Consider the following 25,538-nt stretch of genomic DNA (forward strand, 5'->3'; position numbering starts at 1 on the left):
TCGCGCGTCGTTTGTCCGTGATCATGGCCCCCGATGACCTCTCTCGACCCGGAACGCCCGAGCCACGAGAGGGCGGACCCGCCCCGGACGACGCCGGCGCCCCCCGAGGATACCCGGGCGGCCGCCCGCGAGGCCGCGGCCGCGGCCAAGGTTCTCGGTCGACAACTCGGCGTGCTGGCCCTGGGTGCCGCGCGGGGCGCCGGTCGCCGTGCGGCCGGCGCGGCACAGGCCGCCGGCCCCGCCTGGAAAGGGTTCGCCCACCGCATCCGCGCGCGCCCGCCCGCCGCGATGCCGTCGACCGATCCGGCTCCTGCCCCCGTCGCGACCGGCACGGCCGCCTCCCTGGCCGGTCGCCTGCGGCGCCGGCCCTGGGTCGCGGCCGCGCTCGCCGTCGTGCTGCTGCCGCTGGTGTTCCTGGCCGGGCTCGTCCTCTACAGCTTCGCCACCCTGCCGCCGCTCGGCGGCGTCGTGCCGGAGACCGGGCAGCGGGCGATCACCGTCGAGGCCGATGACGGACGGGTCTTCGCCACGCGCGGGGTGTTCCAGGGCCAGAAGCTCACCGCCGCCGAGATGCCGGCCCATCTCGGGCAGGCGATCATCGCCATCGAGGACCGGCGCTTCCGCTCGCACTGGGGCATCGATCCGCGCGGCTTCCTGCGCGCCCTCTACCGCAACGCCATCGGCGGCGGCGTGCGCGAGGGCGGCTCCACCATCACCCAGCAATATGCCCGGCTCACCTCTCTCAATCAGGAGAAGAGCCTGCGCCGCAAGATCCAGGAGGCGTTCCTCGCCCTGCGGCTCGAAGCCACGATGTCGAAGGACGAGATCCTCCTCGGCTACCTCAACACGGCCTATTTCGGAGCCGGCGCCTATGGGGTCGACGCCGCCGCCCGGCGCTATTTCGGCAAGGGCGCCAAGGCCCTGACGCTGCCCGAGGCCGCGATGCTGGCCGGCCTCGTGCGCGCGCCCTCGCAACTGGCGCCGACGCGGAACTTCGGGGGCGCCAAGGAGCGCGCCGACGTGGTTCTGCAGACCATGGTCGAGACCGGGGCCATCACGGCCGCCGAGGCCGACAAGGCGCGCGCCCAGACCATCACCCTGCGCACGCCCCCCGAGACGCCGCCCGGCACCAACTACTTCCTCGACATGGTCTCGGCCGAAGCCAAGAAGCTCGCCGACGCGCCGGGCGACGTCACGGTCCGCACCACCCTCAATCTTGATCTGCAAAGCCTGGCCGAGGGCGTCGTCGCCCGCCGCCTCGATGCCGAGGGCGCCAAGAAGAAGGCGAGCCAGGCCGCCATGGTGGTCCTCAACAAGGAGGGCGCGATCCTCGCCATGGTGGGCGGTCGCGATTACGAGGACAGCCAGTTCAATCGCGCCACCCAGGCCAAGCGCCAGGCCGGCTCCCTGTTCAAGCTGTTCGTCTACCTCACCGCCTACGAGACCGGTTTCAATCCCGACACGGTGCTGGTCGACCGGCCGATCCAGATCGGCGATTGGGAGCCGCAGAATGCCACCGGCCGGTTCAAGGGGGCGATGCCCCTGCGCAGCGCCTTCGCGCAATCGATCAACACCGTGGCGGCGCAGCTCGCCGACGAGGTCGGCATTCCGGCCGTCATCGCCACCGCGCACCGGATGGGCGTGACCTCCGAATTGCCCAACGTGCCGAGCCTGGCTCTCGGCTCGGCCGAGGTGACGCTGCTGGAGATGACCCGTGCCTATGCGGGCGTGCTGGCCGGCACCGTGCCGGTGGACGCGCACGGCGTCCATGCCATCCGGGGCGCCCAGCCGCAGCCGCTATACCTGCGGGCCGAGACCAAGGGCGGCACCGCGATCCCCACCGAGAGCCGGGCGATGATGCTCGATTCGCTCCAGGCCGTGGTCGATGGCGGCACCGGCAAGGCGGCGCGGGTCTCCGGCCTGCCGGTCGGAGGCAAGACCGGCACGACGCAGGATTACCGCGATGCCTGGTTCATCGGCATGACGCCGGACCTCATCGTGGGCATCTGGGTCGGCAACGACGACAACAGTTCGATGAACCGGGTCGGCGGCGGCGACCTGCCCGCCAGCCTCTTCCGTGATTTCGTGCAGCGGGCGACCGCGCAACTGGCCAAGGGTCGCAAGCGTCCCTCCACCGCCCGGGGGGAAGCGGCCCGCGCCGAGCCGCCGCCCGCCCGCGAAGTCTCGTCCCAGCCCAACGCCTCCTCGGGGACCGCCGCGACCGTGCGCGGCGTGCCCGAGGTGATCGACACCGGAACCCTGGCGTTCCGGGGCCGCACCGTCCGGCTCGCCGGCGTCGAGGGGGAGGGCGGCGCCCTGGCGCGGCAGCTCGCCCGCTATCTGCGCCGCCGCGAGGTCACCTGCATGCCCGCCACCGAGGGCCCCGGCGAACAGCTCCGCTGCCAGATCGACGGCGACGACCTCGCCTCCCTGATCCTCACGGCCGGCGGCGCCCGCGCCACCGAGGACGCCCCCGCCGACCTCCTGGCGGCCGAGGAGCAGGCCCGCTCCGAGCGGGCCGGCCTGTGGAGTCGCCGATAGCGCGCTTCGTCTATCAGTAGATGGCGCGGAAGACCGATAGACCGTTCGATTCGCCGATAGACTTATCGAGACACCTGGTATCCAGTCTCGGCGCCGGACTTCACCGGAATCGAACTGGTCTGTCCATGGTGTGCCTCACCCGGCTCCACGTCGCTGCCCGCCTCCTGTTTGCCCGCCTCTTGCCTGCCCGCCTCTTGCCCACCGGTCTCGTGCTCGCCGCGATCCTGACGGCGCCCGGTGGCGCTCTGGCGCAGGCTCTCCCGGGGATGCGGGCGCCGACCCGCGAGCAGGTCGTGGCGAAGCTGCCCGCCCTCGCCGCGCTGGCGCAGCGGGCCGTCGCGGCGGGCGAGGTGCCGGGCGTGGCGATCGCGGTCGTGCTCGGCGACGAGACGCTATTTGTCGAGGGCTTCGGGCTCAGGCAAACGGGCCGGCCCGAGCCGGTCGGTCCCGACACGGTCTTTCAGGTCGCCTCCCTGTCGAAGGCGGTGACCGCGACGGTGGTGGCCGCCCTGGTGGGGGCCGGGCTCGTCGATTGGGATGCGCGCGTGGCCGATCTCGATCCCGCGTTCCGGCTCTCCGAGCCCTACCCGACCGCCGCCGTCACGGTGCGGGATTTCCTGAATCACCGCAGCGGCCTGCCGGGCAGCGCGGGCGACGATCTCGAGGATCTCGGCTTCAACCGCGATGCGATCCTGCCCCAGCTGCGGCTGGTCCGGCCGTCGTCGAGCTTTCGCGCGGGCTACGCCTACAGCAATTTCGGTTTCACCGAGGGCGCCATCGCGGCCGCGCGCCCGACCGGCAAGCCCTGGGAAATCGTGGCCCGCGAACACCTCTTCGATCCGCTGGGCATGAATGCGACCAGCATGGTGCACCGGGACTTCCTGGCGCGCCCCGACCGGGCGGCCCTGCACGTCCGGGTCGCCGACGCCTGGGTGGCCCGCCTCACCCGCGATCCGGATGCGCAGGCACCCGCCGGCGGTGTCAGTTCGAGCGCCCGTGACCTGGCGCGATGGCTGCGCCTCGTCGTCAATGCGGGACAGTTCGAGGGGCGCCAGCGCATCCCGTCCGCTGCCCTGGCCGAGATGCACAAGCCCTTGATGGCGCGCGGCCCGAATCCCGTCACCGGCGGCGCCTCGTTTTACGGGCTCGGCTGGAATGTCGAGTATGGCCGTCACGGCACCGTCTGGGGTCATGCCGGCGCGTTCAGCGTCGGCGCCCAGACGCTGGTGGCGATCCATCCGGGCGCGAAACTCGGCCTCGTGGTGCTGACCAACGGGTTTCCGTCCGGCGTGCCCGAAGGCCTCGCCGACAGCTTCGCCGATCTCGTCTTCGACGGGCAGGTCTCCCGGTCCTGGCTGCAGGAATGGGGCGCCGCCTACGGCGGCCTGTTCGCGCCGAGCCTCGCCGCCGCCAAAGCCGCCAACGCCGCGCCGGCGGATGCCACCGGGTCTCTCCCGCTCGCCGCCTATATGGGCCGCTACGCCAACGCCTATGCCGGCGAGGCCGTCGTGGCTGCCGTGGACGGCGCCCTGACCCTGACGCTCGGGCCTCAGCCCGGACGGACCTATCCGCTCCGCCACGTCGACCGCGACCGCTTCGCCAGTTTCCCCGACGCGGAGATGCCCGACCGCCCCTCGGCGATCCGCTTCGCGATCGGACGCGGCGGCCAGGCCGACGCGGTGACGGTGGACGCCCTCGACAGCAACGGCCTCGGCACCCTCGCGCGCGTACCGGATTAGGGATCGCTGGGCGCTTGGTTCGTCTTGGGTTTTTTGATGCCTGGCTTTCTTCGATGAATGGCTGTTTCGGGCGAATGTCCGACAGTCGACTTCCGGGCGATAAACGCTTTTCGTCGACGTCATCCCGCGCTGCCGGTGCTTTCCCGCGGACGCCACTCACAGCGTGCGGGATACGCACGCCGTCGCAACGCACCGAACGTGCGGCACACCCTCGGATGACGGCATCAGGTTTCGCGTAGCCACTTCCACACGTGTTGCACCGTTCCCTGACCGCTGATCCGCCGGACGGCCTGACGCTCGCCACGCCAAGCCTGGGGCGGGGCGCCGTACCGGTTGCGGAAGCTGCGACTGAGCAGCGATACGCTGCTGAAGGCGTAGACCTCCGCCAATCGGCCGATGGTGCGCCGTTCCATGGGATCGGCGAGTGCGTCGCGCACCGCCCGCAGGCGCTCGCCTCTTACGAACTGCATCACGCCTCCCTCCGGCTCGAACAGCCGGTAGAGCGTGGACCGCGAGACCAGCATCTGCCCCGCGATGAATTCAGGCGACAGATCGGGGCGCGACAGGTTCGCTTGTACGATCATCCTGGCCAGCGCCATCAGGCCGCCATCGAGTTCGCGGCCGTCCAGCACGTCCGTGGCATGCGAGCGATCGAGGAGGCGGTGCAGGAAGGTCACGAACTCATCGGCCAGAGCCGGGGCTTCGGCGGCGCGTGTGGTCGGCAATCGGCGATAGATGTCGAGAATGCGCGCCGCCAGCAGCCGATTGCGGACCGGATCGAACAGCAGGTCGTGCTTTTCGAGCGGCAGCCCGTGAAGGCGGGTGCAGGGAACGGCAATGCCGATCGCATCGGCCCGGTCGAGCAGGCCGTCGAGCAGGTGACGGCGGCCGATGAGGGTGACGGTGCCACGCGAGGCCGAGATCGGTTTGCCGGCGACCGTGCCCTGGAAGCGTCCGGATCGGTAGAGTTGGACGATGTAGTGGTCGGGACCGGCCTCGACACGTCGGCGATCACGCTGGAGCCGCTGGGTCGAGAGCAGCGTGCGATGCGCGACGAGGTCGTCGATCGGGTACGCGATGTTGCTGCCGAACGGCAGTGGGGCGGATGGCGTGGTCGGGCTGACCGCGTACATCGGCGCCAGGAGCGTGCGCCATCGCTCGAAGGCCTCTCCGGGCGGCAAGCCGGACGTCGTCAGGAAGAAGTGCGGCAGGCCAGCCTCGGCCGTGGTGTCGTCTGCACCCAACGAGCCAAATCCTTCGCTATCCGACCCGTTTGGCGAAGCACGGGAGCATGACGTCGTTTGGTCGGGCAAGACAAATACTTGTGTCCGATCCGATGACCGCGAAGCCGTCGCACGCAAGTCGAGGGGCTGCGTTGCGCGACATCGCAAGCCGGCATCCGTGGCGACACCGGGTCGCCAGCGGCAGGACAGCTTGGGGTAGAGTCCAGGCTGCCCGTTTCCGTTTGGACCTCCCGGCGAAGAGGTCCGCCCGGTTCGATGACGGGCGGACCGCGTCGTCAGCGCCGTCCGGAACGAACGCACCGGTGTGGGCGGCAACGGCGTGGGCAACAATGGCGCGACCGATGTGGTGCCTGGGCAGGACGATGGGTCGTGTCCTGAGGCCGTGAGGCGACTCGCATTCGCCACGCGAACCTGCCCGCCGGTCGCTCTCATGTCGGACCCAAGAGCAGGTACAGGGCTCGGGCCCGATCCGCCGCCCCCTTGCGGGATGGCGGATTCAAAAGCGCCGCGCGGGCGCTCGGCTATCGGAACGCTCTGCTCCCGCGAGCGGGTCTCAGACGCCGATCTCGCGGTTATGGAGGGTGCGCAGCTCGATGTAGCTCGTGGTGGCCCGGCTCCAGGTCGATTCCTCGCTCTCCTGAAGCTTCTTCGTCAGCGGCTTGTGCTTGTCGCCCTGGTACCAGCCCAGCACCACTGTGTTGCCGTCGGCGTCGTCGCATTCGATGCGGTAGGCCGGCTGGGCGTCCGGTCCGAGCCGGCTCAGGCGCACCCGCAGGGTCGGGTTCTTGGCCTGGTCGGGGACCATGTTGAGGTAGATGCCGCGGAGATACTCGACGCGGTCCGGCCGGCGGCCCTTCAGGTCGGGGATGGAGAAGTTCTCGGCGAGAAGGTCGGGTTTAGCCACGTCGAAAAGTCTTTCTGCTGTCGGACAGGGAGGGTGAGGCGCCCGCCGGATGAAGGGCGGCGCGCGGTGGATGTCAGGCCGCGGCCGGAGCCTCTTCGGTCGTGACCACGAACTTCGTCAGGGTGTTGGCGCCGAAGGTCAGGGTCAGCGGCACGTCGGCGGCATCCCGGCCATAGGCGATGAGGATGCGTCCGATCCGCGAGGCGTTGTTACGCGGGTCGAAGGTGTGCCAGCCCCCGTCGAGGAACACTTCCATCCAGGCCGCGAAGTCGCCCGGCGCGTGCGGCAGCGGCAGGCCGATGTCGCTGACATAGCCGTTGCAGTAGCGGGTCGGGATGTTGAGGCAGCGGCAGAACGCGATGGCGAGGTGGGCGTAGTCGCGGCAGACGCCGCGCTGCTCCTCGAACACCTCGAAGGCGGTCCGCGTCGCGCGGGCGTGCTCGTAGCCGAAGGTGATCCGGTCATGCACGTAGTCGCAGATGGCCTGCACGCGGCTCCAGCCGGGCGGCAGGTGGCCGAACAGGTCCCAGGCGATCTGCGACAGGCGGTCGGTCTCGCAGTAGCGGCTGCCGAGGAGGAACAGGAGGCTGTCCGTGGGCAGCTGTCCGATCGGCGTCTCCTTGGCGTCCGGCTTGAGCGTGTCGCCCTTGCCGCCGTCGCGCACGACGGTCTCGGTCTTCAGCGTGAACGTGCCCGCCGGAGCGGTCATGCGCTGGCACCAGTTGCCGAAGCTGTCGCGGTATCCCTCCAGGGGCACCGACGGGCTGGTGACGAGATGGTCCGGCCGCTCGAGGTCGGAGACCCGCGACGCGTGGACGTTGAGCGTGGCGATGACCGGGGTGGGCTGGGGAAACAGGTAGGTCATCTCGCAGCCGACGAGGATGCGCATCGGGTCTCTCCTGAAATGGGGGCGTGCCGTGTTGCCGTCCTGCCGCGCGGCCGGCGCGACGCGCACAGGCGCGTCGGCGCGGGGGCGTCAGTGCAGGGTGGGCGGCGGCTCCAGGAAATCGCACATGCCGCCCGCATCCTCGACGGCCTCCATGAAGGCGTCGAGGGCGTCTTCGTCGGAGGCGAAGGGTTCGCTCCAGACCGTCGACCAGCCGGCCGGATCGATGACCTCCAGGGTCCAGGGATCCTCGCTGTGAGCGGAGCGATAGACGTTCACCGTCACGGTGATGCCCGCCTGGGTCGCGCGCCCGGTCAGGTGCGAGTATTCCAGCGCGGGCGCGTCGACCGTGGGCTTGTCGCGGGTCATGGGTGTTCCTCTCGAAGGGCGAGTTCACCGGAGGGTCCCGTACGGGTCCCCCTCTCATGAGCCGAATACGCTACTCTAGCAGAGCGCATCGGGAAACGGGCGGAAAACCTCGCGCGTTCGCATCGCGGGGCTTGACCCTCTTTCGACGCCTCTTGCCGATGAGAGCGCAGGCGGGCGTTCCGTCCCCCCACTGGAGTTTTGGGAATGAGCGCGGAGGCGATCACCATCGGCGAGGCGGCCCGCGCCACCGGCGTCTCCGCCAAGATGATCCGCTATTACGAGGAGATCGGGCTTTTGGCGCCGACCGAGCGCACGGCCAGCGGCTACCGGCTCTACGCGCCGGCCGATCTGCATGCCCTGCGCTTCGTGCGCCGGGCCCGCGACCTCGGCTTCGCCATCGACGACATCCGGGCCCTGCTCGGCCTGTGGCACGACCGCTCGCGAGCCAGCGCGCAGGTGCGTCAGCTCGCCCTTGCCCATGTCGCCGACCTGCGCCGCCGGATCGACGCCCTCGCGGGCATGGCCCGCACCCTGGAGGATCTCGCCGCCCATTGCGGCGGCGACGCGCGGCCGGATTGCCCGATCCTCGACGACCTCGCGGCCGGACCCCACGACTCCCCCGGCGCGACACTGGCGCGGGGGGATCATCGCGCCGAAGGGGCGCCATCCGGGCACCGGACGCGTTGACCGCGTCTCTGGCCTCTTGTTTGCTGGATCGATGACGTCCCGTCCCGGATGCAGTCCGTCCTGAGAGCCGTCGCCTCGCGAAAGTCGCTGTCCATGCCCGTCCTCGACCGGATCGCCGCCTTCGCGGATGAGATCGCCGCCTGGCGCCACGATCTCCACGCCCACCCGGAGCTGCAATACGACGTCCACCGCACGGCGGGCGTCGTGGCCGACAAGTTGCGGGCCTTCGGCTGCGACGCGGTCGTCACCGGCATCGGCCGCACGGGCGTCGTCGGCCTCATCCGGGGGCGGGCGCACGGATCGAACCGCGCCATCGGCCTGCGCGCCGACATGGACGCCCTGCCGATCCACGAGGCGCGCGATCTGCCCTACCGCTCGACGGTCCCGGGAAAGATGCATGCCTGCGGTCACGACGGGCACACGGCGATGCTGCTCGGGGCCGCCCGATACCTCGCCGAGACCCGCGACTTCGACGGCACCGCGGTGCTGATCTTCCAGCCGGCGGAGGAGGGCGGCGGCGGCGGCGAGGCCATGGTCCGCGACGGGCTGATGGAGCGGTTCGGCGTCGAGAGCGTCTACGGCATGCACAACATCCCCGGCCTCGCTCTCGGCACCTTCGCCATCCGGCCGGGGCCGATCATGGCTTCCACCGACCGCTTCACCATCACCATCACGGGGCGGGGCGGCCACGCGGCCCAGCCCCACAACGCGATCGACAGCGTGCTGGTGGCGAGCCACGTCATCACCGCCCTGCAATCGGTGGTGTCGCGCAGCGTCGATCCCCTGGAGAGCGCCGTCGTCTCGGTCTGCGCCCTGGAGGCGGGGGAGGCTTTCAACGTCCTACCGCAGGACGTGACACTGCGGGGCACCATGCGGGCGCTGTCGAAGCCGGTCCGCGCGCTGATGCAGGACCGCATCGGCGCGATCGTCGCCCATGTCCCGGCCGCCTTCGGGGCGCGAGGGACGATCGACTTCAACAGCGGCTATCCCGTCACCGAGAACCATCCGGCCGAGACCGATTTCATCGCCGACGTGGCGGCCGGACTGGTCGGCGAGGCCGGGATCGACCGGGCGGTGGCGCCCCTGATGGCGGCGGAGGATTTCTCCTACATGCTCGCCCACCGCCCCGGCGCCTACATCTTCCTCGGCAACGGCGACAGCGCCGGCCTGCACCACCCGGATTACGACTTCAACGACGCCGCCGCGCCCTATGGCGCCTCGTTGTGGGCGCGGGTGATCGAGAGCGGGCTGCCGATCCGGGACTAGCCTCGGGCGCCAGCCGGGCAAAGTCCTTACAGATCCTGGCGCCAGCCGGACGTATCGCGGGCGCAGACTTCCGCAGGGGAGGGCGGTCAATCCGCTCCCCCGCAAAGCCTCGCCCCAGGCCTGCCCAATCCTAGAACTTGCGGATCATCGCCGGCGGCGCGGCGGAGGCCGCCTCGGCGTTCTCCTGATAGATCGGCACGGTGGCACGCAGCCATCCGCGCGTCTCCAGGCCGCGGTAGTTCCGCTCGACGACCTCGCGGGTGACGTAGGCCTGCAGGTTCACCGGTCCGAAATTGTAGCCGACGAGACCGCCCACGGCGAACTGGCCCTGGCGGGCATAGCCGGGATTGCGCGTCGGCAGGTCGGTGGCGCCGAACGCCACCGGCCCGACTTCCCACTTGCCGAACTTCTTCGTCGCCGTGAGATCGAGGTTGAGGAAGTCGGGGTAGTACGCCCCCGTGCGCGATGTGGTGTCGAAATAGGTGCCGTAGAGGAAGTTCGCCGTCAGGTTCCAGCCGTCGCCGTTGTAGGTGATCGCGAAGCGCTGGTGCAGGACCGGGTTCTGAATCACGATCTTGGTCTGGCTCGGAAGATAGGCGCCGAGCAGGTAGCTGAAGTTGAGGTTGCTCCCGAGCTTCCACGCCACCTGCGCGGCCAGGAGGGTCTGGCCGAAGCCGCTCTGGTAGGGTGCGCCACCGGTGCTCGAGACGGCGATCGGCTGGAGGACGATCAACTGCAGCCGTCCGCCCGCCACGTCGGCCGGCGTCGCCCAGACGAAGGATGGCAGGTTGATGTTTGAATCGGTCGATCGGGGCGCGATGTCGCGTACGCCGAAGCTCGACGTGTCGATGAAGTAGAGGCCGACCGGCAGTGGCGCGCCGGGGGCCTGCCCGACGGTCTGGCCCGGCTCGGCCGCCGACGCGGCCCGCGCCTGACGGTTGGACGAATCCAGCGCGAGACCCAGAAGTGCGAGACTCACAGCGGCGAGACCCGCCGGCACCAAGCGGAGGCCCAAGGTTGAGCCGTCCCGGATCGATGGCGATCCGGTCGTCCGAGATGACGTCATGGCTCTGCTCCCGGGCCGCACTGAAACGACGGCCCGCCGGGATGAAACTGGTCGGTTCTTCGTGCTCCGCCACCATCCTGGGTTAGGCGGAGTCCCTATTGCGAAACACCGTCACCCTGCCGCCACAGCACGCCTTGAGGCCAGCACGCTGTCGGGGGCCTCGTGTCTTACGGGCAAGCCGCCCCGCCCGGCAGCACGACCGGGGCGCCCGTCACCGAGCGGACCGGCCAGGTGGTCACCTGTGAGAAGGTCAGGTCGTTCAGGGCCGGGAACAGGTTGAAGATCGGCACGTAGCGGTAGGTCATCTCCGCCATCATGTAGCGCGCGTTGACACGCGCCTCGGAGGGCGGCGGTTCGCCCAGGATGGCATTGGCGACCCGCTTGGTCGTCTTGTCGGCGGCGCTGGAGCACACCCTTGCCTCGTAGGACTTGTTGGCGAGCTGGTAGACGCCCGCCGCCGTCAGGATGATGCCGGACCCGCTGGCGTCCGAGGGATACATGACCGCGCGGCCCGCCGCGTAAATGTCGGTGACGCTGGTCAGGCTGCCCCGCGAGATCAGGTCGGCCATCGAGCGGGTGGCGCGCACCAGGCGCTGCTTGGTGGCGTAGGCCCGCGGCAGCTCGATCGTTCCGATGAAGATCACGATCATCACGGGGGCGACCAGGGCGAATTCCACCGCGCTCACCCCGGCCCGGTCGCCCGCGAGCCGGCGAATCTGCCGGCGAATTCGCCGGCCACCCCGCCGGCACAGCCTCAACACGTTCCCACCGGATAGGGCTCGGCGCGGAAGACCGTGGTCGCGGTGATCATCTGGGCGGTGGCCGAGACCGGCAGCGCCACGATTCCCGTGAAGCCGAAGAAGCGCGGGATCACCACGGCCGCACGGATCGTCACGATGTCGCTGCCCTGCGGACAGGTGAAGCGCGTGCCGAAGGTCGACGACGCGGTCCCGGTCGTGGAATCGTAGGGCGAGGCAGCCGCATTGGCGCTGAAGGTCGACGCGGTCGTCATCTCGACCTTCAGCTTGGTGCAGTCGAACAGCACCGGGCCCCGGCACATCTCCGCCACGAGGCGGTCGACCGGAGGCTTGGTGCCGGCCGCGTCCTGGTACACGCCGGTGAAGACCGCGCGGCCGCCCCGATCGAGGGCGTCGTCGAGGAGCTGCTGGGCCAGGATCAGCATGGCGGCCTCGATGATCGCGCCGAGCAGAAGCAGGAACGGCACCGCCACCATTCCGAACTCGATGGCGGCCCCGCCGCGCGTGTCGCGGGCCAGTCGGCGCAGGGCCGGGGCCACGGGCGGCATCGCCGGCCTGACGCCTGCGAGAATGAGGCGCCCCATCATCGGGAGATCCGCAATTCGCTGATCTGAGCCGAGATGGCCTTGAAGGCGGCGCTGAGGTCGGAGGCGTTCTGGACGTCGTAGAACTTGTCGCTGCCCGAGGCGCAGTTCTTCAGGATGTCGCTGGTGCCTTCCGAGACCTCGACCCGCACCGTGAAGAGCGCGATCCCGGCGCTTTTCATATTGCCGCACAGCGTCGACAGCCGATTGTCGATGGCGACGCGCCGGGTGTTCAGATCGTCCGAGGTCGTGCCGATGCGGTTCTGCCAGATGTAGCCGATGCCCGAATAAAACGAGTTGTTCGAGTTGCTGGGGCGGATCTGAGATTGGTTCTGCCCGTCCGTCATCAGCACCACGAACTTGCGCGTGGTCCTGTCGGTATAGGCCGCCCCCTCGGCGAAAGGACCGAGCGGCGACAGCACGTGCCAGCCCCAGATCAGACCGATCGGGATGTTGGTGTCGCCCCGGACGGTCAATGCGTCGATGGCGTTGTTGAGAGTCGGTTGCGAAGTCGTCAGGTGGGTGATGGGCTGCAACTCGCAACCGGAATTCGGACCGTAGAGATAATTCGCGGCGACGCTGTCGATGCGGCCGGTTCGCTGCGGGCTGGACCTGTACTTGTTTACCTGGCCCTGGCGGGTGCGTGCGCTGCCCCAGAAGACGCCGTCCGACAGGTAATTGTTCAGCATTTGGTTTTCAGAAATTTCCGTATCCGCCTCGTCCGGGGCGAAGTAGGGCACGAACAGCGTGTCCGGCGTGCCCGCGCTCGGGGGCGTTTCCTGCACGTCGTAGGGCATCGGCCGACCCTCGACGCAGCCGCCCCAGGTGACGCCCATCTGCCGGAACAGGGTCAGGCGGTTGGCGGCGGAATTGAAGATCTGTCCGTGGACCGAGGACCGGGCGTCGGTGTCGATCCATGAGGCGGTAGTGTTCGACGGGCCGACATTGACCGTCATCGAGAAGGGGACGATCCCGATCCGCAGGGCATTCGGCTTCGAGGGGTCTACGGCCTTGAACAGCGTCGAAACGAGATCCTTGGCGGCCAACTTCAGGTTGGTGAGCTTGGTGCCCTCCATCGAACCGGTATTGTCCAGCACGAGGGCGATCTCGAGGTTGTCCGAGGCCCGGCGGCCCGTGCTCGAGACCGAGATCGGCATGCCGGTGAGGCCGACGAGACGCGTCAGGCTGGTCGGGGTGCTGCCGCTCGCCGTCACGGTGATGTCGTCGCCGTTGCGGGTGGTCCGAACCAGCAGACCGTCGATCGGCGTCTTCCGCAGGGCGGCGCGCACCTGCGCGTCGGCCTTGCTCGACAGATCGCCATCGGTGGTGGTGATCGGCAGCTTGGCCAGGGACAGCACGGTGGCGTCGGTCACCCCCTGTGCCGATTGCCGCGCCATCGACTTGACGCCGTAATCGATGACCGTGCCGGCGAACAGAAGCAGGGGGATCGCCCCCAGGGCGAAGATCAGCGCAACGACGCCCTGTCCGTCATTGCGGAACCGTCGAAAGATATCGCAGCGCATTCGTCGCCCGAGCTGAAGCTTGAGCTGACGAATGCCAACGAAGATTTACGATTCACTTAAGGCAGACGCCGAGGTTTGGTCGTGTCGACGCGCTCGAACAACCGAAGTCGTGATCACGTCTTTTTCATCGATTGTTTGAGAGCGATGGCGGAGGTTTGTCCCGAAGCCGAAGAAGGGCGTTCGAGAACGCACCTTCCTCCTCCGATCTCTCAGGCCGAGCGGTTGGCCGTGCCGCCGAGATGGAACACCCGGTGCGGGACCAACTCGCCGCGCTCGACATCGCCGACCGCCACAAGGATGCCGCCGCAGGTGGCGAAGGCCTTCCCCTCGACCGGGGCGTCGCGCCCGCGCAGGATCACCGGCTGGCCTCGCATCAGGCGCAAAGCCATGTCGCGGGAGACCGGCACCGAGGGCACCGCGTCCAGGGCGGTTTCGACCGGGTGGAGCGAGCCGGCATTGCCGTCCGGTCCCGCTTCTTCCAAGGCCGCCACCTGGCAGGCATCGGCCTCCGTGAAGGGACCGACGCGGGTACGGCGCAGGGCCGAGACATGGCCGTAGCAGCCGAGCAGACGCCCGAGGTCGCGGGCGAGTGCCCGCACATAGGTGCCCTTGCCGCAGGCGGCCTCGATCACCGTCCGCTCGGGGCTGTGCTCGACCACCGCGAGATGGTCGATCTGGACCGGGCGCGCCACCAGCACCACCTCCTCGCCGTCGCGGGCGAGGTCGTAGGCGCGCTCGCCCGCGATCTTGATCGCCGAGTAGCGCGGCGGCACCTGCTCGATGGCGCCGACGAAGGTCGGCAGAGCGGCCTCGACGGCCTCCCGGGTCGGCCGCGCCTCGCTGGTGGCGACCGGACGACCCTCGGCGTCGTCAGTGTCGGTCTCGATGCCCCAGGTCACGGTGAAGACGTAGGCCTTGCGCCCGTCCATCACGAACGGCACCGTCTTGGTCGCCTCGCCGAGGGCGATCGGCAGGATGCCGGAGGCCAGGGGATCGAGGGTGCCGGCATGTCCCGCCTTCTTGGCGTTGAAGGCGCGCTTCACCACCGCGACGGCATGGGTCGAGGTCATGCCCACGCCCTTGTCGAGGATGACCCAGCCATTGACGTCCCGGCGCTTCGGCCGATCCGGGCGCGGCGCACCACGCGGCGGGCGACGGCCCTCGGCGGCCACGGGTCGGTCCGCCGGATTTGGCGGGGGAGAGCCCTCGGGTCGCTCGATGGTCGGTTCGTTGATCATGAAATCCTCGGTCACTGATCACAGGGGCCGGGCGGCACGCGCTGCGCCGTCATCCGTCCCGTTCAAGTCTTGAGTCGGGGTCTTCCGCCGCCTTGGGCCGGAGAACCTGCAGGGTGCGGGTCGGGTTCGTGCCGGCGGCGCTCTCGCGGGCCGAAACCGCCTCAGTCCGCTTTGGGGTCCGACGGATCGGCCTCTTCGCCCGACGCCTGCGATTCGAGATCGCGCCGTACCTTATCAGTCCGCAGCAGGGCGTCGATCCGGTCCGCTTCGTCGAAGGTCTCGTCGCGGAGGAAGCGCAGGTCGGGCGCATATTTCAGGTTCACCCGGCGGGCGACCTCCTGGCGCAGCGCCTTCTTGTTGCGGTCCAGGGCGGCCAGCACCGGGGCTTCGTCGAGGCCGCCCAGCGGCATGATGTACGCGGTGGCGAGCTTGAGGTCCGGCGACATCCGTACCTCCGGCACCGTGATGACATGCGCGCTCAGCACCGCGTCCTGGATGTCTCCGCGCTGGAGCACCTCGGCGATCGCGTGGCGGATCAGCTCGGCGACGCGCTGCTGGCGCTGCGAGGGTCCGGTGGGGGTCTGTTTCTGGGCCATGAAGAATTCTGATCGTCTTGTCGTCGAAGCGGTTCGACACCGGCCGGCGCGGTCACGCTCATCCGAGCGTTGCTGAAACGGAACGTCGATGCGCCGCCGCGCGGCCAGGGCCTGAGCGGGTCGAAACGAAGCGGACGCCGAAGGCGCACCTCTTAACGCAAATCGGCGCCCGGGAGATAGGCCTGTCATGCAGGTTTCCCCGTCGCGGCCGATAGGTCGTCGACGGGGCCTGCTTTTCGGAGGCCGAAACGCGAAACGGGGCCGCGACCTCGTCGCGACCCCGCTGGTATACCGAAGCGGCATCGCCGCTCAGAGCGTGCGCCGGATCTCCTCCACCCGGTAGCACTCGATGGTGTCGCCGGCGCGCATATCCTGGAAGTTCTCGAAGGACATACCGCACTCGTAACCGGCGGTGACTTCCTTCGCGTCGTCCTTCAGGCGCTTCAATTGGGCCAGCTTGCCCTCGTGGATCACCACGCTGTCGCGGATCAGGCGGACATGCGCACCGCGCTGAACCACGCCGTCGAGAATGCGGCAACCGGCGATCTTGCCGACCTTCGACACGTCGAAGATCTGCAGGATCTGAGCCTCGCCGAGACGCTCCTCGCGGAGCGTCGGCGGCAGCATACCCGACAGGGTCGCTTTGATGTCATCCACGAGGTCGTAGATGATGTTGTAGTAACGGATCTCGACGCCCTTGTTTTCGGCCGACTCGCGCGCTTCCTTGTGGGCCCGCACGTTGAAACCGATGACGACGGCCTTCGAGGCTTCCGCCAGGGTGATGTCCGACTCGGTGATTCCACCGACGCCAGCGAGCAGGATCCGCGCCGACACCTCGTCGTTGCCGAGCTTTTCCAGGGCGCCGTTGATGGCCTCGACCGAGCCCTGCACGTCGCCCTTGACGACCAGCGCCAGTTCCTTGCGGCCGGCGCCTTCCTTCAGGTCGCGCATCATGTCGACCAGCGAACGGTTTGCACCGCCGGTACGGGCAGCGATCCGCTCACGCTTCTGACGGGCGCGGTACTCGGTGACCTCACGGGCACGGGCCTCGTTCGGTACGACCACGACGCGGTCACCCGCATCGGGGGTGCCGTTGAAGCCGAGCACTTCCACCGGAACCGAGGGACCGGCGTAGGGGACGTTCTCGCCCTTGTCGTCGATCAGGGCACGCACGCGGCCCCACTCCGCGCCAGCGACCACGATGTCGCCGGTGAACAGGGTGCCGCGCTGGACCAGGACCGTCGCCACCGGGCCACGACCGCGATCGAGCTTGGCCTCGATGACCGTACCCTCACCGTCGCGCGTCTCGTTGGCGCGCAGGTTCATGATCTCGGCCTGGAGTTGCAGGCCCTCGAGAAGCTCCGGCAGACCGTCGCCGGTCTTGGCAGACACCTCGAATTCAAGGGTCTCGCCGCCCATCGACTCGACCTGGATGTCGTGCTGGAGCAGCTCGGTCCGGACCCGCTGCGGGTTCGCCTCGGGCTTGTCGATCTTGTTGATCGCCACGATCAGCGGAACACCGGCCGCCTTGGCGTGAGAGATCGCCTCCACGGTCTGCGGCATGACGCCATCATCGGCCGCCACCACGAGCACGACGATGTCCGTCACCTTGGCGCCACGGGCGCGCATGGAGGTGAAGGCCGCGTGGCCGGGCGTGTCGATGAAGGTCACCATGTCGCCGCTGGGGGCTGCGACCTGATAGGCGCCGATATGCTGCGTGATGCCGCCCGCTTCACCGGAAACCACGGTGGTCTTGCGGATCGCGTCGAGCAGCGAGGTCTTGCCGTGGTCGACGTGGCCCATGATGGTCACGACCGGGGGACGCGGATCTAGATCCTCCTCCAGCTCGGGCTCATCGCTGAACAAGCCTTCCTCGACGTCCGACTCCGCCACGCGGCGCACGGTGTGCCCGAGCTCTTCCGCAATCAGCTGGGCCGAATCCGAGTCGATCACATCGGTGATCTTGTGGATTTCACCCTGCTTCATCAGAAGGCGAATAACGTCCACAGCCCGCTCCGACATGCGGTTGGCGAGCTCCTGGATCGTGATCGTCTCCGGGATCGTCACCTCGCGGGAGAGCTTCTCTTTCTGCTCCACATGCCGGTTGCCGCTCATGCGCTGCTGGCGGCGGCGGAACGAGGCGACCGAACGCGTGCGCTCGTCCTCACCCGACGTGGCGGTGGCGATCGTGAGGCGGCCACGATTCCGGTCGCCGCCCGGCTGCTTCGGGGTCTTGGGCGGCGTGATAATCTTGAGCGGCATGCCGGGGCGCCGGATCACGCGCTTCTGCTCGCTCTCCTCCTCAGCGGCCTGCGGCCGCCCAGCCGTACGGGCCGGCGTTGCGCCCCCAGCGGGACGTGCCGCAGTCGCCGTCGTCGGAGTAGTCGGCTCGGGCTCCGGTGCCGGAGCAGGGCGAGCCATGAAGTTCAAATCGCGCGGCTTGCGCACGTCGGCCGTGATGGTCTTGCGCGGCTCAGACGTGGCGGGGCGCGCCGTCAGCGGCGGGCGCGCTGCCGGACGGGCTGCCGCAGGCGTGGGTGCTGCCGGACGGGCAGGTGCCGCAGCAGGAGCGGCTTGCTCGGGTGCAGCCGCCGCCACAGGAGGCGCCGAACGAACGATCGTCGGGGCCGCCGGCATCGGCGCCGTCTTGGAAACGGTGGGAGCAGCGGCAGGCGTGCTCTGGGCCTTGGCAGCCTCCTGAGCAGCAGCCTCGGCGGCGCGGCGCGCTTCCTCGGCCGCAGCCTGGCGCTCCTCGTCTTCCTTGCGGCGGCGAGCCTCATCTTCGCGCTTGCGAGCCTCGGCTGCCTCACGCTCCCGCTGCTCGGCAGCTTCGCGTTCGCGCTGCGCCGCAGCTTCGGCCTCAGCACGCTTCTGGGCCTCGGCCTCCCGACGCTTGGCGTCAGCAAGGGCAGCGGCACGTGCGTTGCTCTCCTGCTCGCTCAAGGTCCGCAGCACGACGCCGTTCGCAGAGCGTTGCGCCTGACGGGGAGCGGCGGGCGGCGGAGGCGGTGCCACGCGCGTTGCCGGTGCCACCGGCGTCGTCTCGCGTGCCGGTGCAGCCGGCGCCGCGCCGATGACACGGCGCTTCACCGTCTCAACCACGACCTGCTTGGTGCGGCCATGGGAGAAGCTCTGACGCACCGTTCCCTGCTCGATCGGGCGCTTCAAGGACAGCGGCTTCGAAGGGGGTCTCGCCTGCGTCTTGTCGCCCGGATTGTTCGTATCGCTCATTCAGTCCAAACCCTGAGGGTTTCCATCGTCCCGTGAACCGGCAAACTGATGTGCGCCGGGTAAATCCGTGATCTCAATCGTCGTGCAGATCGGAAACGGTCTGCCCATCGCGGGCGGGACCAGCCTCCTCGGCCGTCGTCGCCAAACCCTCGAAAGAGCGGAGCCGACGCCAACGCGCAAGGCAGCCGGAACCTCCGACTCCTGCGACGAGAGCCGCGTGTATCACATGATCCCGACCCAAGGCCATGTCCAATTCTTCGTTGGACAGGTCATCAATGACGGGAATGCCCGATATGGCACTGCCATGCCGCCTGTGCAATGCCGCGACGATCTTCCGACGACCATCGGCGCTCCCGTCGGAGGCCTGGATCACCGCTGAAACCCCGGCCTTGTCGCCGATGGCCGATTCGACCTTGGCAAAGCCTGCGACCACGCATCCCGCCTTATTCGCCAACGACAGCGATTGGCGCAGATCCGCTCGCAGCGCTTCTGCGACTCGATCTGCCAGATCTGGCGCCGCTGCGGCATCCTTGGTCTTGAAGGCCCGTTGGAAGGCGCGGCGCTTCACGGCCTCATTCACGACAGACCGGGTGGGTGTCAGCCACGCGCCGCGCCCCGGCAGGCGCGCTCGCAGATCCGGCACGACGCTCCCGTCCGGCCCAAGGACAAAGCGGATCAGACTGCTCGGCGCCTGCGCAACACGCGTGACGAGGCATGTCCGCAGAGCATTGGCCCGACCACGCCCGACGCCCGCATCGAGCAGCGCGCTCGAATCGGCCTCGGTTTCGATGTCATCTCCATCTGCGTGTTGACCCATCATGCGATGCGCACGTCTCCCCATCGTCACAACACATCCCCGCGACCGTCGATCGCGGGGATGACCAAATCCGAAGGGTCAGGCCGATGCCTGCTCCTCTTGATCCGTCTCGGGTGCCTCACCGTCCGACTCGGTGGGAGCTTCGATCCAGCCCACACGGACACGCGCGGCCATCACCATCGCCTCAGCTTCGGCTCGCGAAACCTCGAAGCCGTCGAGGTAGCCCGCATGCCGCTTGGCCTCGGGGCCGCGCCCTTCGGTGTAGCCGACGAGATCGTCGGTGGCGCATCCCGCCAGATCCTCGATCGTCTTCACGTCGTTCTCGCCGAGGGCCACCAGCATCGGGGTGGTGATGCCGTCAATCTCGCGCAGTTCGTCCTGGACTCCGAGTTCCTGGCGCTTGGCATCGAACTCTGATTCGACCCGGGCGAGATGATCCTGGGCGCGGGCCTGGATCTCGGTGCCACTCTCCTCATCGAGGCCCTGGATGTTGGCGAGTTCGCCCGGCTCGACGTAGGCGATTTCCTCCACGTTGCGGAATCCCTCCGCAGCCAGGAGCTGGCCCACGGTCTCGTCGACATCGAGAGCTTCCATGAACACGGCAGTGCGCTCGGCGAATTCCTTCTGCCTGCGCTCGGATTCTTCAGCCTCGGTCAGGATGTCGATGTCCCAGCCGGTGAGCTGCGAGGCGAGGCGCACGTTCTGGCCGCGACGACCGATGGCCAGCGAGAGCTGGTCGTCCGGTACCACCACCTCGATTCGGTCGGCCTCCTCGTCGAGCACGACCTTCACGACTTCCGCCGGCTGCAAGGCGTTAACGATGAAGGTCGCCTGATCCTCGGACCACGGGATGATGTCGATCTTCTCGCCCTGAAGCTCGCCGACCACCGCCTGGACGCGGGAGCCGCGCATACCGACACAGGCGCCGACCGGATCGATCGACCCGTCGCGCGAGATCACTGCGATCTTGGCGCGCGAGCCCGGATCGCGGGCGACTGCCTTCACCTCGACGATACCGTCGTAGATTTCCGGCACTTCTTGGCCGAACAGCTTGGCCATGAACTGCGGGTGCGAGCGCGACAGGAAGATCTGGGGCCCGCGCACTTCGCGGCGGACGTCGAACAGGTAGGAGCGGATGCGGTCGCCGGGGCGGAAGGTCTCGCGCGGAATCATCTCGTCGCGCCGGACGATACCCTCGCCGCGGCCGAGATCGACGATGACGTTGCCGTACTCGACCCGCTTCACGAGCCCGTTCACGACCTCGCCGATCCGGTCCTTGTACTCATCGAACTGCCGGTCGCGCTCGGCGTCGCGCACTTTCTGGACGATGACCTGCTTGGCCGACTGGGCGGCGACCCGGCCGAAGTCGAATGGCGGCAGCGTGTCGGAGATGACGTCGCCGACGAGGGCGCCGGGGTTGTAGCGGCGGGCCTGGTCCAGGGTGACCTCACGGGCGTCGTTTTCGACCTGGTCCACCACCACGAGGTGGCGCGACAAGCGCAGAGCGCCGGTCTTGGGGTCGATCTCGGCATGCACGTCCGTTTCGGCGCCATAGCGGGAGCGGGCCGCCTTCGCGATGGCTTCCTCCATCGCATCGATGACGATGGAACGGTCGATCACTTTCTCGCGGGCAACCGCTTCGGCGATCTGCAGGAGTTCGAGCCTGTTGGCGCTGACGACGGCCATCGGTTTTCGTCCTTCTCTTCGTCGGATGTCGTTCACGTCCGCGGCCCCGGGCCGGCTTGCGGCTGCGCGGGGACGGATGACAAAACTAGTGCAGCTTGCCGTCGTCCTTCACCCGCACCGCCTTGGTGCGGACGGGCTTCGCCTTGTTCCGGGCCTTGATGGCGAGACTTTCCTCGGTCTCGACTTTCACGGGCTTCGGCCTCTGCGACGCCTTGGGCTTCAGGGGACGGGAAACTTTCTTCTTCGGCGGGGCGGGAGCCGGTTCGGCCTCGGCTTCGAAAGCAGCTTCGTCCGCGTCAGCATCGTCATCCTCGTCCTCAAGGATCGGCGGGCCGCCCCGTCGAAGGGATTCGCGGACAAGCTCGTCGGTGAGCACCAGGTAGGCGTCGCCGAGGTCGCGCAGCGGCAGGTCGATGCGGCTGGGAAGGCCCTCTTTCACGTCGGGCAGATCGATCGGCACGGTGACCCCGTCGGGGTTCGGTGCACCGATGATGCCCCGGAAGCGCTTGCGACCGTCCATCGGCACGGCGAGTTCGATCTTGGCTTCGTAGCCGGCCCATCGGGCGAAATCGACGGCCCGCACCAGGGGCCGGTCGATCCCCGGCGAGGAGACCTCCAGGTAATAGGCCTTGCCCACAGGGTCGTCGAGGTCGAGGAGCGGCGAGATCGCTCGGCTCACCGCCTCGCAATCGTCCACCGTCATGGTGCCATCCGGCCGCTCTGCCATGATCTGCACCGTGCAGCCATTGGCGCTCGAAACCTTCACCCGGACAACCCGGTAGCCCAGACCCTGGATCGAGGCCTCGATGACCTGCACCACCCGCGCGGCCACGCCCGTCTCGATGATGAGGCGTTTTTCGGTGAGGTCGCTATTGAAGTTGTCCGCCATGCTGCGCTTGAAGTCCGGCCTTGTCCGAGGCGTTCCGGCGCGGGCGACGTTGCGGCAATAAAAAAGAGCGGACCCGGTGGGGCCCACTCCCGAACCGCAGTCTCACAACTGCAACCAGAACTGATGATGTCAAAGTAGGCTGGTTTACCGCATTTTTCAAGCGATTTCGATCAAGGGGTTTCGGCAGTTTGCCGCTCCGGTATCCTGCGGCGGACTGGGTGAAAGCCGCAGCGCAGGAATCACTCGATGCCCCACGATCCACGCTTCGGACCCGACCCAAACGTGCTTCACCCCGTGCCTGGACACCCACGGATCACCTTCATCCGCAACCTAGACCTGCCGCCCAATATCGAAGTCGGCGCCTACACCTATTACGACGACCCTGAAGGCCCACAGGCCTTTCTCGACAACATCCTCTATCATTTCGCCTTCCTGGGCGATCGGCTGAGCATCGGACGGTTCTGCGCCATCGCGGCAGGTACCCACTTCCTCATGAATGGCGGAAATCACCGCCTCGCGGCACCCTCGACCTATCCCTTTCTGATCTTCGGGGGGACATGGGCCGGCCGCTTCCAGGAAGAGGCCACCTTTCCAAGTCGTGGAGATACAGTGGTCGGCCATGACGTTTGGCTCGGCTACGATTGCACCCTCTTGCCGGGCGTCACCATCGGGAACGGTGCTGTCGTAGCGGCAAAATCCGTCGTCACCCGCGATGTGCCACCTTATGCCATTGTCGCTGGCAATCCGGCCACCCTCGTGCGGATGCGTGTGCCTCCAGAGGTCGCTGAACGTCTGCAAGTTCTGGCGTGGTGGGATTGGGATGCAGCACGGATCACGCGGTGCTTGCCGGCCATCAGCGGTGGGGATGTGGCAGCGTTGGAAGCCAGCGCCTGAATTCCAGATCACCTCCAAATGACGGTACAAATCCCAGCTTGGAATTCGGAATTTTATTCGAATTTAAGGTCCTCGCTTCCTGCACGTTGAAGCATTTTGGCTGCCAGAATACATTCCCAAAACGTATTCTGTGAATCTTTGGAAATCAAATCCCTGCGTTGGCTAACGAAAAACGCCGCCCCCGGGGGACGGCGTGTTCGGATCGCAGAGATAGCCGATCGAGCTGATTTCAGGGGCCGTCCGGGTCAGGCAGCCGCTTGCGCCCGCTTCAACAGCTTCCGGTTCACCAGCATCTCGGCGATCTGCACGGTGTTGAGCGCCGCGCCCTTGCGCAGATTGTCGGAGACGCACCAGAAGGCGAGCCCGTTCTCCACCGTGGCGTCCTCGCGGATGCGGGAGACGTAGGTGGCATCCTCGCCGGCGGCCTCGTGCGGGGTCATGTAGCCGCCGGGCTCGCGCTTATCGACCACCATGATGCCCGGAGCCGAGCGCAGGATCGCGGTGGCCTGCTCGGCCGTGATCGGGCGCTCGAACTCGACGTTCACTGCCTCGGCATGGCCGATGAACACCGGCACCCGCACGGCGGTGGCGGTCAGCTTGATCTTGGGATCGAGCATCTTCTTGGTCTCGGCGACCATCTTCCACTCTTCCTTCGTGTAGCCGTCCTCCATGAACACATCGATGTGCGGGATGACGTTGAAGGCGATGCGCTTGGGGAACTTCTCCGCCTTGATCTCGCCGGCGGTGAAGACCGAGCGGGTCTGCTGGAAGAGCTCGTCCATGGCGTCCTTGCCGGCGCCGGAGACCGACTGGTAGGTCGCCACCACCACCCGCTTGATCGTCGCCGCGTCATGCAAAGGCTTGAGGGCGACCACGAGCTGCGCCGTGGAGCAGTTCGGATTGGCGATGATGTTGAGCTTGGAGAAGCCGTTGATGGCGTCCGGGTTCACCTCGGGCACGATCAGCGGCACGTCCTGATGGTAGCGGAAGGCCGACGAGTTATCGATGACCACGCAGCCGGTCTGGCCGATGCGCGGCGACCACTCCTTGGAGGTCTCGCCGCCGGCCGACATCAGGCAGATATCGGTATCGGAGAAATCGTAGGTATCGAGAGCCTTCACCTTCAGAATCTTGTCGCCGAAGGACACCTCCTGGCCGGCCGAGCGGCGCGACGCGATCGCCACCACCTCGTCCGCCGGAAAGGCGCGCTCGGACAGGATGTCCAGCATCTCGCGGCCCACATTGCCCGTGGCACCCACGACGGCGACCTTGTAACCCATTGCTCAAACACTCCGCTCTTGCGTGCACCGAGGACCGAGGCGCCGCTCACCCCTCTGGCGAGCCGCCGCGGCCGGGTTCGGCACCGATGTTCAGCCTCCCTGCCGCGCACCGGACCATCGCCGATGGCCGGCGGCCTGCCGGCCTCGGAGGTGCGCGAGCCCGAATCGACCCGCTGATGTGGCACACGCCGCATCGCAGCATGATTCGCCAAGCGCGGGAGCAAGACGCCTCGTCCCCGCTGCTGTCAAGGGTAGGCCGAGGCCTTCACGCCACGAGGCTGGCCGGGCGTTGCGCCAGCGCGTCCCGCGCTTCGGCCAGGATCGTATAGGATCGTTGCCGCGCCGCCGGATCGTGGATCGCCGAGGCGACCATGATCTCGTCGGCACCGGTCTCCGCCACGAGATCGGCGAGGCCCCGACGGATCGTTTCCGGCGACCCGACGAGGGAGCGTACCAGCATCCGCGAGGCCTGGGCCTTTTCGTGTGGCGCCCAATACGCCTCGATATCGGCGATGGGTGGACGCAGCAGCCCGCGCGTCCCGCGGACCAGATTGGTGAATTGCTGCTGCGCCGAGGTGAACAGCCGGCGCGCTTCGTCGTCGGTATCCGCCGCAACGACGTTGAGGCCGATCATGGCATGCGGCCGGCTCGCCTGTTCGGACGGCTGGAAGCGGTCCCGGTAGGTGGCGAGGGCCGGCAGGAGCTGGTCAGGCGCGAAATGCGAGGCGAAGGCATAGGGAAGCCCGAGCATCGCGGCGAGCTGCGCGCCGTAGAGGCTCGAGCCGAGGATCCACAGTGGCACCCGGAGCCCCGTGCCCGGCACGGCCTGCACAGCTTGGCCGGGCTTCAACTCGCCGAACAGAGCCTGCACTTCGAGCACGTCCTGCGGAAAGGTATCGGCCGCTTCGCCCGAGCGCCGCAGGGCCCGCGTGGTACGCGGATCGGTGCCGGGCGCGCGGCCGAGGCCGAGGTCGATACGGCCGGGAAACAGCGTTTCGAGGGTGCCGAACTGTTCGGCAATCACCAACGGAGCATGGTTCGGCAGCATGATGCCACCGGCCCCGACCCGAATCGTCGACGTGCCGGCCGCCACATGGCCAATGACCACCGCCGTCGCCGCGCTGGCGACACCCACCATGTTGTGGTGTTCGGCGAGCCAGAAGCGCCGATAGCCGAGCCCTTCGACGTGACGAGCCAGTGCCACACTGTTGCGCAGGGCATCGGCCGGCGTTGCGCCGTCGGGCACGAGGGCAAGGTCGAGAACGGAGAGGGGGATCATGTATTCCTTCTGACTCATCGCGGCGGTGCCCCTTGCTGTCAGATCGCGACGGTCCCGCACC

The 25,538-nt window shown here is 68.1% G+C and carries 21 protein-coding genes; 5 read left to right on the forward strand and 16 right to left on the reverse strand.

Going from position 1 to position 25,538, the window contains the following annotated elements; genetic code table 11:
* Positions 1-33: 33 nt before the first annotated feature.
* Together ASF60_RS02450 and ASF60_RS02455 are read left to right on the forward strand one after the other, a co-directional pair.
* Positions 34-2,541 (forward strand): PBP1A family penicillin-binding protein, encoded by a 2,508-nt coding sequence (locus tag ASF60_RS02450; RefSeq protein ID WP_056179670.1) that lies wholly within the window; start codon positions 34-36, stop codon positions 2,539-2,541.
* Between the two features lie 266 nt (positions 2,542-2,807).
* A complete protein-coding gene (locus tag ASF60_RS02455; protein ID WP_156633779.1) occupies positions 2,808-4,280 on the forward strand; it encodes a serine hydrolase in 1,473 nt (490 codons plus the stop codon).
* A gap of 224 nt (positions 4,281-4,504) precedes the next feature.
* Here the strand turns inward: ASF60_RS02455 and ASF60_RS02460 are convergent, their stop codons facing one another.
* From ASF60_RS02460 to ASF60_RS02475, 4 genes are all read right to left on the reverse strand, one after another.
* Positions 4,505-5,524 (reverse strand): helix-turn-helix domain-containing protein, encoded by a 1,020-nt coding sequence (locus tag ASF60_RS02460; protein WP_056179673.1) that lies wholly within the window; start codon positions 5,522-5,524, stop codon positions 4,505-4,507.
* 553 nt (positions 5,525-6,077) lie between these two features.
* Entirely contained in the window at positions 6,078-6,428 is a 351-nt protein-coding gene (locus tag ASF60_RS02465) for a hypothetical protein (protein ID WP_056179676.1), read from the reverse strand.
* Between the two features lie 73 nt (positions 6,429-6,501).
* Positions 6,502-7,317, reverse strand: a complete 816-nt coding sequence (locus ASF60_RS02470) for a transglutaminase-like domain-containing protein (protein WP_056179679.1) — start codon at positions 7,315-7,317, stop codon at positions 6,502-6,504.
* Between the two features lie 87 nt (positions 7,318-7,404).
* Positions 7,405-7,683 (reverse strand): hypothetical protein, encoded by a 279-nt coding sequence (locus ASF60_RS02475; RefSeq protein ID WP_056179682.1) that lies wholly within the window; start codon positions 7,681-7,683, stop codon positions 7,405-7,407.
* A gap of 204 nt (positions 7,684-7,887) precedes the next feature.
* Here ASF60_RS02475 and cueR point away from each other — a divergent pair, with 204 nt between their 5' ends.
* Both cueR and ASF60_RS02485 read left to right on the forward strand, forming a co-directional pair.
* Positions 7,888-8,370, forward strand: coding sequence for a Cu(I)-responsive transcriptional regulator (cueR, locus tag ASF60_RS02480; RefSeq protein ID WP_056179685.1), 483 nt, complete (start codon positions 7,888-7,890; stop codon positions 8,368-8,370).
* A gap of 93 nt (positions 8,371-8,463) precedes the next feature.
* Entirely contained in the window at positions 8,464-9,636 is a 1,173-nt protein-coding gene (locus tag ASF60_RS02485; protein ID WP_056180093.1) for a M20 aminoacylase family protein, read from the forward strand.
* A gap of 130 nt (positions 9,637-9,766) precedes the next feature.
* On the opposite strand, the gene ASF60_RS02490 is transcribed toward ASF60_RS02485, so the two are convergent.
* The 10 genes from ASF60_RS02490 to rimP all read right to left on the reverse strand — a co-directional run bounded on the left by ASF60_RS02490 (position 9,767) and on the right by rimP (position 22,024).
* The gene (locus ASF60_RS02490; RefSeq protein WP_244478295.1) at positions 9,767-10,651 is read right to left on the reverse strand and encodes a transporter; all 885 of its coding nucleotides are present in this window, start codon (positions 10,649-10,651) and stop codon (positions 9,767-9,769) included.
* Between the two features lie 218 nt (positions 10,652-10,869).
* Positions 10,870-11,388 (reverse strand): TadE/TadG family type IV pilus assembly protein, encoded by a 519-nt coding sequence (locus ASF60_RS02495; protein ID WP_244478296.1) that lies wholly within the window; start codon positions 11,386-11,388, stop codon positions 10,870-10,872.
* Between the two features lie 68 nt (positions 11,389-11,456).
* Positions 11,457-12,047, reverse strand: a complete 591-nt coding sequence (locus ASF60_RS02500) for a TadE/TadG family type IV pilus assembly protein (protein WP_082507692.1) — start codon at positions 12,045-12,047, stop codon at positions 11,457-11,459.
* Entirely contained in the window at positions 12,044-13,567 is a 1,524-nt protein-coding gene (locus ASF60_RS02505; RefSeq protein ID WP_056179694.1) for a pilus assembly protein, read from the reverse strand. Before ASF60_RS02505 ends, ASF60_RS02500 begins: the two co-directional genes overlap by 4 nt.
* Positions 13,568-13,776: 209 nt before the next feature.
* Positions 13,777-14,805: a tRNA pseudouridine(55) synthase TruB gene (gene truB / locus ASF60_RS02510; protein ID WP_056180099.1), complete on the reverse strand. Its 1,029-nt coding sequence runs from the start codon at positions 14,803-14,805 to the stop codon at positions 13,777-13,779.
* 161 nt (positions 14,806-14,966) lie between these two features.
* The gene (gene rbfA, locus ASF60_RS02515; RefSeq protein WP_056179697.1) at positions 14,967-15,401 is read right to left on the reverse strand and encodes a 30S ribosome-binding factor RbfA; all 435 of its coding nucleotides are present in this window, start codon (positions 15,399-15,401) and stop codon (positions 14,967-14,969) included.
* A gap of 309 nt (positions 15,402-15,710) precedes the next feature.
* The gene (gene infB, locus ASF60_RS02520; RefSeq protein WP_056179699.1) at positions 15,711-18,632 is read right to left on the reverse strand and encodes a translation initiation factor IF-2; all 2,922 of its coding nucleotides are present in this window, start codon (positions 18,630-18,632) and stop codon (positions 15,711-15,713) included.
* A gap of 73 nt (positions 18,633-18,705) precedes the next feature.
* A complete protein-coding gene (locus ASF60_RS02525; RefSeq protein ID WP_056179702.1) occupies positions 18,706-19,452 on the reverse strand; it encodes an RNA-binding protein in 747 nt (248 codons plus the stop codon).
* 75 nt (positions 19,453-19,527) lie between these two features.
* Positions 19,528-21,135 carry a transcription termination factor NusA gene (gene nusA / locus ASF60_RS02530; RefSeq protein WP_056179705.1) on the reverse strand — a complete coding sequence of 536 codons (1,608 nt, stop codon included), beginning with the start codon at positions 21,133-21,135 and terminating at the stop codon, positions 19,528-19,530.
* A gap of 85 nt (positions 21,136-21,220) precedes the next feature.
* Positions 21,221-22,024, reverse strand: a complete 804-nt coding sequence (gene rimP / locus ASF60_RS02535; RefSeq protein WP_056179708.1) for a ribosome maturation factor RimP — start codon at positions 22,022-22,024, stop codon at positions 21,221-21,223.
* A 246-nt stretch (positions 22,025-22,270) separates the two neighbouring features.
* Between rimP and ASF60_RS02540 the strand changes: the two genes are divergently transcribed.
* Positions 22,271-22,918, forward strand: coding sequence for a CatB-related O-acetyltransferase (locus ASF60_RS02540; protein WP_056179711.1), 648 nt, complete (start codon positions 22,271-22,273; stop codon positions 22,916-22,918).
* 245 nt (positions 22,919-23,163) lie between these two features.
* On the opposite strand, the gene ASF60_RS02545 is transcribed toward ASF60_RS02540, so the two are convergent.
* Both ASF60_RS02545 and ASF60_RS02550 read right to left on the reverse strand, forming a co-directional pair.
* Positions 23,164-24,198, reverse strand: a complete 1,035-nt coding sequence (locus ASF60_RS02545; RefSeq protein ID WP_056179713.1) for an aspartate-semialdehyde dehydrogenase — start codon at positions 24,196-24,198, stop codon at positions 23,164-23,166.
* A 265-nt stretch (positions 24,199-24,463) separates the two neighbouring features.
* Positions 24,464-25,477: an LLM class flavin-dependent oxidoreductase gene (locus tag ASF60_RS02550; RefSeq protein ID WP_056180102.1), complete on the reverse strand. Its 1,014-nt coding sequence runs from the start codon at positions 25,475-25,477 to the stop codon at positions 24,464-24,466.
* Between the last annotated feature and the right edge of the window lie 61 nt (positions 25,478-25,538).

This window comes from Methylobacterium sp. Leaf113 (assembly GCF_001423325.1).
In the GTDB taxonomy this organism is placed as follows: Bacteria; Pseudomonadota; Alphaproteobacteria; order Rhizobiales; family Beijerinckiaceae; genus Methylobacterium.